Below are 9,062 nucleotides of genomic sequence, written 5' to 3'. Positions count from 1 at the left end.
ATGATTACCGGCTTGCCGAAGGGCACAGTGATCAGCCACGGCTGGTAAGCGGGCATTTCCTGCCCCTGAGCGAGCATCCCCAGACAGCCTGGAACTCACTCTGGCTGCTGACCGAGATCCGGCATGAAGGTCGTCAGCCGCAAGTGCTGGAAGCGGCAGCATCAAACGAACATTCGGGCGCAGGCGAGTTGCGCCAAGGCTACCGCAACACTTTCAGGGCCATACCCGGATCAGTCACGTTTCGGCCATCCCTGCGCCATCCCAAACCGCGCATTGCCGGTAGCCAGACAGCCGTTGTGACTGGCCCGGCGGGTGAAGAGATTCATTGCGACAGACATGGCCGCGTCAAGGTCCAGTTCCACTGGGATCGCGATGGTCAGGTCACGGATCAGAGCAGTTGCTGGCTGCGCGTGTCTTCGAGCTGGGCGGGTGACCGCTATGGCGGCATGGTCATTCCAAGGGTCGGCATGGAAGTGCTGGTGACCTTCATCGAAGGCGATCCAGACCGTCCGTTGATCAGCGGCTGCCTGTACCACGCTGAACACACCCCGCCCTACCCGCTGCCCGCCCACCAGACCCGCAGCGTGTTCAAGACCCTGAGCAGCCCCGGCGGCAAAGGCTCCAACGAACTGCGCATCGAGGACCGCGCCGGTCAGGAGCAGATCTACGTCCATGCCCAGCGCGACTGGGACCAGAACATCCAGCACGACCAGAAAATCCGCGTCGGCCACGAACGGCACGACCGGGTCGAGGCAAACAGCTACAGCGAATTCAAGGCCGAGGAGCATCGCGTAGTCGACGGCAACCGCCTGACTGAAGTGCGCACGGACGATCACCTGACCGTGAGCGGCAAACAACACATCAAGGTCGACGAAGCACTGCTGGCAGACGTCGGCCATGAAGTCCACATCAAGGCCGGTGATCAGGTGGTGATCGAGGCAGGCATGGAAATCACCCTGAAAGTGGGTGGCAGCTTTATCAAGATCGACTCGGGAGGGGTAACGGTGAGCGGACCGTTGGTGAAACTGAACTCGGGAGGCATGCCTGCGACGGGCAGCGGCGCGATGCCAAACCTGCCGGGGCTTGTCAAAATGGTTCTGACAGAAACAGCAGGCGAGTTGTTGACGCAGCGGCTGGCAGAGCCGGTTCCGCTGTCCCAGCTCTGTCAAAAGCCTGAAGGCGGAACACCCGCTGACTGTCCGCTGCCCGACTGCGGTTGTCGCAAGGCGCTGCAGGAAGGAGGCAGATCATGAAGACCTGCCTGCTGCTGGAGCGTACCGACCACCTGCTGGAAAAACTTTATCAACTGCTGCCTGATCCCAAGCCTCGGATGCTGTTCGACAAGACAGAACTTGCACCCTATCGGGACAAGAGCCCCTTGTGGGTAGCCGCGACCGACGACGACCGCCTGTTGCAGACGGTCCACAATGCCCCGGAAAGCTGGCCTGGACTGATCATCGAAAGTCCGTTTCACCACGACATTCTGCTCGCTCATCTCAGACATCTGTTGATCGTCAATTTTGAGGAAATCCGCCGAGGCGTCCTGCGTTATTCGAATCCCGTAACGGCCAGCTATTTCTTCACAACCGGCACCACCGAAGAGAACGCGCCATGGTTGGGGCCCATCTCCCGATTGTCGTGGTATGGCGGAACCTGGCCAGACCTTGCGCAAGGCAACCAGCGCTGGATGAGCCTCGACAATCCTCACGTCTCCTGCTGGACGCCACCGGCCCAGCCAACCACACCGAGACTGAGCGACGCCCAGGAAGACGCCTTCCGCCGTCAGGAGCGTGAGCGCTTCGCCTATGACTGGTGGAAAAAACAAACCGGCACTGACTTTCCCAGGGCACTCGACTACCTGGACGAGGGCATGGCTCACGGCTTCGCAATAGACCCGACGCTCATGAATCGCTACCTGTCGCTGCGCGCACAAAACCCCGGGCAGGAATCTCCGCCACGTCAGTACAGCGGCACCGGAGAAGAACGTTTGGACACACTGCGAGTCCTGCTGCAGCAGTCTGCGCAACACAAGGAACCTGTCCAATGACCATAGGCAGCCTGAGTTCAGGCCCCTGCTGTGAAACAGGCAAACTGATCGTTCAGGTCATGGGCAAGGATCACGCGCCCCATCAGAAACTGCTGCTGAACAGCAAGGATGGCGGATGCACCTACCCTTCCCGTCCCGAGACACTGGAAAGAGATCCGTACAGTTGCAGGCTGGAGGTCTGGGACCACGTTGCCGAGACGCAACTGGAACTCGAGATTGCGACCACCGAAGGCGAACCGATACGTCTGCCACTGCTCGGTGACACGAAAGTCACTCCACGACAGTCCGATGCACAATTCAACCAGATCATCCCGGTGCTGCCGTTTGTCGCCCTGCCCGGTTCGAAAAGCCCATACGACCTTGGCACGCCGGTATTGGCCCGTGCAGGCTACGTGTACGTGTTCTATCGGCAAAGGCTATGGCGTGAACTGGAAGTAAGGATCAGCGATACCGGCACGACCTACCATGACATTGATGTCGCCTGCTTTCGTCAGGACGAAGGCTTTACGCGCGGCGAACGGGCCGCCATCGGCGTGGCGCTTGAGGACATCTGGTTGCCCGGAATGTGGAACGACCGGCGTGTGCTGGATGTGGAGTTGTGTTTTTCCGAAATACAGCTCAGCGCGTCCCGACTGGAGCGTCTGGAACAGGATGCAGCGCTGAGAACCCAGCGCTGCAGCAGACCGGACCTCAGTTATTCGAAAGAGCGCTTTAACCGTCTGTACAAGGGCAGGCCCGACGGCGAAGCCATGCTCAAGGCATTTTCAGGCTTCAACATGCTCGACAAGGTTCAGCAGCTCACACTTGCGCCAATCACCGCCGCACGTCTGAATCTCGAACTGTCAGTATTTCCCGTCAGTCTCGCAGCCCCGCAACGCGCACGTCAGCCCGGTTACGAACGGCTGCTGGAGCACCCGGCTCTTTATCTGTGTGATCTGTCAGGCCAGTTTCCGGCCAGGGCGCTCGAACAGGCAAACGCCTTTCTTGCCGAAGCTGACAAAGGCAGCGCGGTCAGGGACACGCATTATCTGGAGCTGTCGGCGCTTACCGATGCCATGCAGGCCAGCTTGCCTGCCGGTGAAGAAGATTCAGCCGATAACCTTGTTCTTTGGGAAGTCCAACCAGGTGTCACTGATGTGTTGAGCAAAGCGCGCCAGCGTCAGGTCTGCGGCGTGCTGCTCGATGACTCATATCACCGAATACGCCATTTGCGACAGCGACTCGACACCCATCAACAACTGCTCGGCGTGTGCGCCAGGTACGCCATCCAGCACCCTCATCACGCCAGCGCTCTGCTGGTGCATCAGTTGATCGTTCCGCCAACGATAGGAGGCGCGAAAAACCCGCTGAATGAAGTGATCACCTCGCTCTCGGATACGGGCCGACAAGCCGTCAACCAATGCACCGCCACCGTCCAGCGAGCGCTGGCGTGGCGACACATGATCACCGTTCAGAATCTGTTGGTTGAAAGCCTTCAACGCCGCATCACCCTCCAGACCGTCGCCGATCACTTGAGCCAGGATGGCTTCGAGTATGTGGCAGCACTCTACGACCTGAGCCGGACCCTGACGACGCTCGCACTCACGCCTTCAAACGTGGACCCGCTGGCACCTGGCGGCACTATCGTGGATGCGGTCACGCAAGTCGGTTTTCTGGAAGCCAAGGTCAGTCAGGGTCAGACACTGCTGTCGCAGATAACCAACGACAGCGAGCATCCGTTGCACCTCATGCTCTGGCCCGAAAGCGACCTGGAGTCGGTCTGCCGGCCTTATGAGGCGCCACTCGACGAAGACAAGAACCTGGGCGACGGTCGCTTTCGCGCAACCGAACTGGCACGTTTCGAGAACTTTCCAGTACCCGATCCCGCCACTCAGCTCACGCTGGACGCAACGCTGCTGGCCAACCTGCTGGCGGGTGACAGCCTGCAGAACTTCTTCCTCATCAACAACGGCAAAGCCACAACCGCTGCACTGGTCGGCATCTTCGAGAACCTGCAAGGCGCAGTCGATGCTGCCGAAAACGCTGTCGGGCGAGCCGAACAGACGCTTGCCTCCAGTAAAGTCGCTGCGGCCAAGGCTGACACCAAAAGCCAGTCGGCCGTCGATCAACTGGCCAAAGCCCGCGACGAGCCTGTGTCCAACGCACGCAGAATCAACATCAACCGGCAGGGCCGGGGCGTTCAGCAACTGCGCAGCATGATGCCGGAGCATTTCGGCGCCGCGTTTCTATTGAAACGAAACCGGGTCACTCCGCAGCACTACGTATTCGGCCTCGAAGACCTGCCGACCCGAAGCGCCATGCCCAACGCACGCTACGGCGAATACCTGGACCCGAACGGCAACCTGTTCCGCGACATTGATCCCCCGTTCAACCCACACGGCCCCCTGACCTCAGGCGAACACCACGTACTGGTGATCCCGCGCGCACACAAAACCGTACGACTGGTCGGCGACATCAACCGCAAACTGAAAGCGGCTCAAGAAGCCGGGCATGCGGTTGGCAAGGCGGAGAACGCCTATGTTAGGGCGAGAAGCGGGCTGAGTCAGGCCATCGAAAACCTGGATGCGACGAAAAGCGGGCCTGTTTACCGGTTTCTGGCATCGACACGGTTTTGTGTGGCGGTGTTGATGTTGGAGATTTGGAATGTGAGTTCGGAGGGAGATGCGTTTGAGCAGACCGTTCGTGAGAAAGGCTACCTCAGGGCAGGTGCAGGATGGGCTGCAGCGGTTTTGGACCTAACTATTGCAGCTGAAGCGTTAACAGCAAAACTATCAAGCATCCAATCAACACAGCTTATAAGTCGAAAAATTTTCTATGAAATTTCTGAAGCGTCGGCAAGTCGATTGCTTGGGGCAAAGCTTGGCGAAGCGATAACCAAGCAGATATCAGTTCGTTTTTTTGCACAAGTAGCTTCTGGTGCCTTGCTGGCAGGCATTAATTTCTACGACGCGTGGTATGCGTGGCAATGGAATGATCCAGCCATGTACGGCCATTTAACTATTGCAGCAGGAGGACTCTCATCCATAATGAGTTCCCTATTCGGTAGAGCATTAACTTTTTTCGGTTTAAACCTGTATGGCTGGCTCGCTTTATTCTTACTTGGGACTGGCATATGGCTTGTTTTAAAGTTAAGCGCAACACCATTGAAAACGTGGCTGGCGAGCGGCCCTTTTGGCGAAAGCGGTGATGTTGACCAGCATCTAAAAAACCCGACTGAAGCCCTATACCGCCTAATAAGCCTACTGGCGGGCATTCACATTAGCATCAATAAAAACCCGGCATACGAACCTCAAGCTAAATTCAACTTTCGAGCCGACACACCGCAACCAATCAGGAGCGCTGACAAAATTATTCGTATTGGAAGCCGTATACCGGGCCTAATTGGTGGATTTGGTAGTGTAAATATAAACGCCGAATGCCGACTGGTTCGAATCTACGGAAAACTAGACAAACAAGGAATGTATTATGAAACAGAAACCGCAGTGGATGACCATCCTCAGATACCTAAAGGTCAACGAATTACGAGCGATTCGTTGGAGCTATTTTTTTCCACTCCAGAGGAAAAAAACACAACCACTTGGCCAAGGAAAACTTACAATATTAAATGGGCTATCAGAGCTCAAATCACTTTGAATCGTGAAAAAGAAATATTGTATTTTCCTGCCCCATCGATTAGGGATTCAACTCTATACAGCCCTGAGCGAGCAATGCCTGATTTCAGTAAAATTAATCAAAGTTTTTGGGCAGACGAAATCACTTACGGAGAATTATCAAATGAGTGATATTAGAACCCAAGACTATTACCACAATCAGTCATATTGTCCAGAAACTATACCCGAACAGAAGCCCTGCGTAAGGCATAAGTCATTCGGCTCCAGCTCCGTACGCCTGCCTTGGGGCTCAACTCAACAAGTAGCATCGGATGGGATTATGGGGCAGTCGCCCCCTAAAAGCATGAGATTCTGGGAAAATACAGAAAAAGAAAAAGAAAAAGAAAAATCAGAAGGGACCTATACACCTAAACTATTTGAGGGCGTAGACCTTCATCAAAAATACGATCAAGAGCGCTTCAGATTTGCACAACTTCCATTCACGTCGCAGTTTTGGATATTTTTACTTCTTTTTGGGAAATGGGGATTTATCATCCTTTTTCCTTTGACAGCTTTTGCACATGCAAAACTCATATCAGTCTCATATGACTCATGGCAAGTAGTTACCCTCGAGGCACTTAAAGGCTTATACCCAGTACTGACAGGCATTCCCCTACTCTTCTGGTTCATCGGCCACATCGTCATCAACCACTGCCCCCGCATCTGGTTCCGTCCTCCCAAGGGCCCACTCTGGGAGCTGAACCGCCGAACTGGTCTGGTAACGATCTTCGACTACAAGCGCCACCGAAAGGAAGGCGTGATAGACGAGTTCATCGCACCGTTCTACGAGTTCGATGCCTACATGATCACCACCCGTGATCGTTACGGCTCCTACTACGGATTGCTGCTCCGCCATCGTTATGAAGACAGGCAGATCAACTTTCATTCGTTGCTTGGCCCTGACGACTTCAAGCATCGTCCCTGCGCGCTGTGGGATTTTCTGCAGAACTACATGGACGTCAGCCGCCCGATCCCGGACATACCGCTGTTCGAAGCTTACCGGCATCTGGACCCTGTCACTGAAAAATACGACAAGGAAAACGGCCGCAACCCGCGCTACTGGATCGACATGGACGACGACACATTCAAGCAGCGGGTCGATGCCATGTGGCAGCGCGCGTATGCCATCGACACGTTTACTCGGCCAAATCTGATGGAACGCTATGTCTGTTACAACGATTGAGAATGTATGAACAAAATAAAGCGCGACCAACCCTATTACGGATCACAAGCCTACAAACTTGACGCTATTCCTGAACAGAAGCCCGGTTTAAGGCATAAATCATTCGGTTCCACCTCCGTACGCCTGCCTTGGGGCTCAACTCAACAAGTAGCATCGGATGAAATTATGGGGCAGTCGAATCCTAAGAGGATGAGATTCTGGGAGGATGTAGCGAAAGAAAAAGAAAAATCAGAAGGGACCTATACACCTAAATTATTTGAGGGCGTAGACCTTCATCAAAAATATGACCAGGAATGCTTTAGATTTGCAAAACTTCCATTTACATCCCAGTTTTGGCTATTTCTGCTCCACTTCGGAAAATGGGCTTTTTTAATAATATTCCCACTTATGATTTTCACGCACATTTTCGCAATTTCAGAATCCTCTATTTCATGGCAACAGGTCACTATGGAGCTACTTGTAGGCTTATACCCAATGGTGATCGGAATACCGTTACTCTTCTGGTTCATCGGCCACATCGTCATCAACCACTGCCCCCGCATCTGGTTCCGTCCTCCCAAGGGCCCACTCTGGGAGCTGAACCGCCGGACAGGTCTGGTCACGATCTTCGACTACAAGCGCCACCGAAAGGAAGGCGTGATAGACGAGTTCATCGCACCGTTCTACGAGTTCGATGCCTACATGATTACCACCCGTGATCGTTTTGGCTCGTACCACGGATTGCTGCTCCGCCATCGTTATGAAGACAGGCAGATAAACTTTCATTCATTGCTTGGCCCTGACGACTTCAAGCATCGTCCCTGCGCGCTGTGGGATTTTCTGCAGAACTACATGGACGTCAGCCGCCCGATCCCGGACATCCCGCTGTTCGAAGCCTACCGACATCTGGACCCTGTCACTGAAAAATACGACAAGGAAAACGGCCGCAACCCGCGCTATTGGATCGACATGGACGACAACACATTCAAGCAGCGGGTCGATGCCATGTGGCAGCGCGCGTATGCCATCGACACGTTTACACGGCCCAATCTGATGGAACGTTATGTCAGTTACAACGATTGAGAATGTATGAACAAAATAAAACGCGACCAACCTTATTACGGATCACAAGCCTACAAACTTGACGCTATTCCTGAACAGAATCCCTGTTTAAGGCGTAAGTCATTCGGCTCCACCTTAGTACGTCTACCTTGGGGCTCGACTCAACAAGTGGTATCTATCAGCGTTTTGGATGAGCCAACTCCTGAAAGCATGAGATTTTGGGAGGATGCCGAGAAAGAAAAAACAAAACAGGAGGCCGAAGAAACTTATACCTCAAAACTATTTGAGGGCGTAGAGCTTCATCAACAATATGACCAGGAACGCTTTAGATACTCTCAACTGCCTTTCCGCTCACACTTCTGGCTATTCATGTATGCAGGGGGAAAGTGGTCATTCATAATACTCCTGCCTATTTTCCTTCTGACTTCGCTGCTCGGTATCGAAAACGCTACCGACTCCGCGATTATAAATTACCTCATGCATGTATTTGATCTATTCCCCGTAATCATGTCACCTTGGTTAGTATTCTGGCTCATCGGCCACATCGTCATCAACCACTGCCCCCGCATCTGGTTCCGCCCTCCCAAAGGCCCGCTCTGGGAGCTGAACCGCCGAACAGGTCTGGTCACGATCTTCGACTACAAACGCCATCGAAAGGAAGGCGTGATAGACGAGTTCATCGCACCGTTCTATGAGTTCGATGCCTACATGATTACCACCCGTGATCGTTTTGGCTCGTACTACGGATTGCTGCTCCGCCATCGTTATGAAGACAGGCAGATAAACTTTCATTCGTTGCTTGGCCCTGACGACTTCAAGCATCGTCCCTGCGCGCTGTGGGATTTTCTGCAGAACTACATGGACGTCAGCCGCCCGATCCCGGACATCCCGCTGTTCGAAGCCTACCGGCATCTGGACCCTGTCACTGAAAAATACGACAAGGAAAACGGCCGTAACCCGCGCTACTGGATCGACATGGACGATGACACATTCAAGCAGCGGGTCGATGCCATGTGGCAGCGCGCGTATGCCATCGACACGTTCACACGGCCCAATCTGATGGAACGTTATGTCAGTTACAACGATTGAAAGGCATCAGCAAAACGAGAGCGCGGGAGCGAGTACTATTCGCTCCCGTCAC

5 protein-coding genes and 1 pseudogene are annotated in these 9,062 nt (G+C 54.2%); all 6 read left to right on the top strand.

Annotated elements, in window-relative coordinates:
* Nucleotides 1-1,253, top strand: a 1,253-nt coding sequence (gene tssI, locus QRN20_RS24415) for a type VI secretion system tip protein TssI/VgrG (protein ID WP_285361424.1), incomplete at its 5' end; no start/stop codon positions are given.
* Nucleotides 1,250-1,795, top strand: a pseudogene (locus tag QRN20_RS24410) (DUF4123 domain-containing protein); the annotation flags it as partial. The gene tssI and the pseudogene QRN20_RS24410, both read left to right, overlap by 4 nt.
* Before the next feature lie 248 nt (nt 1,796-2,043).
* A complete protein-coding gene (locus tag QRN20_RS24405; protein WP_122517495.1) occupies nt 2,044-5,829 on the top strand; it encodes a hypothetical protein in 3,786 nt (1,261 codons plus the stop codon).
* Nucleotides 5,830-5,977: 148 nt separating this feature from the next.
* Nucleotides 5,978-6,880: a hypothetical protein gene (locus tag QRN20_RS24400; protein WP_122517494.1), complete on the top strand. Its 903-nt coding sequence runs from the start codon at nt 5,978-5,980 to the stop codon at nt 6,878-6,880.
* Between the two features lie 165 nt (nt 6,881-7,045).
* On the top strand, nt 7,046-7,942 hold the full coding sequence (locus QRN20_RS24395) for a hypothetical protein (protein WP_122517528.1): 897 nt from the start codon (nt 7,046-7,048) through the stop codon (nt 7,940-7,942).
* 165 nt (nt 7,943-8,107) lie between these two features.
* The gene (locus tag QRN20_RS24390; RefSeq protein ID WP_502942240.1) at nt 8,108-9,010 is read left to right on the top strand and encodes a hypothetical protein; all 903 of its coding nucleotides are present in this window, start codon (nt 8,108-8,110) and stop codon (nt 9,008-9,010) included.
* Nucleotides 9,011-9,062: the final 52 nt, after the last annotated feature.

Source organism: Pseudomonas sp. fls2-241-TYG-175, from assembly GCF_030209155.1.
GTDB classification, from domain to species: domain Bacteria; phylum Pseudomonadota; class Gammaproteobacteria; order Pseudomonadales; family Pseudomonadaceae; genus Aquipseudomonas; species Aquipseudomonas viridiflava.
Note: the sequence above shows the minus strand (reverse complement) of the source record. Positions and strands in the feature narration are given on the sequence as shown.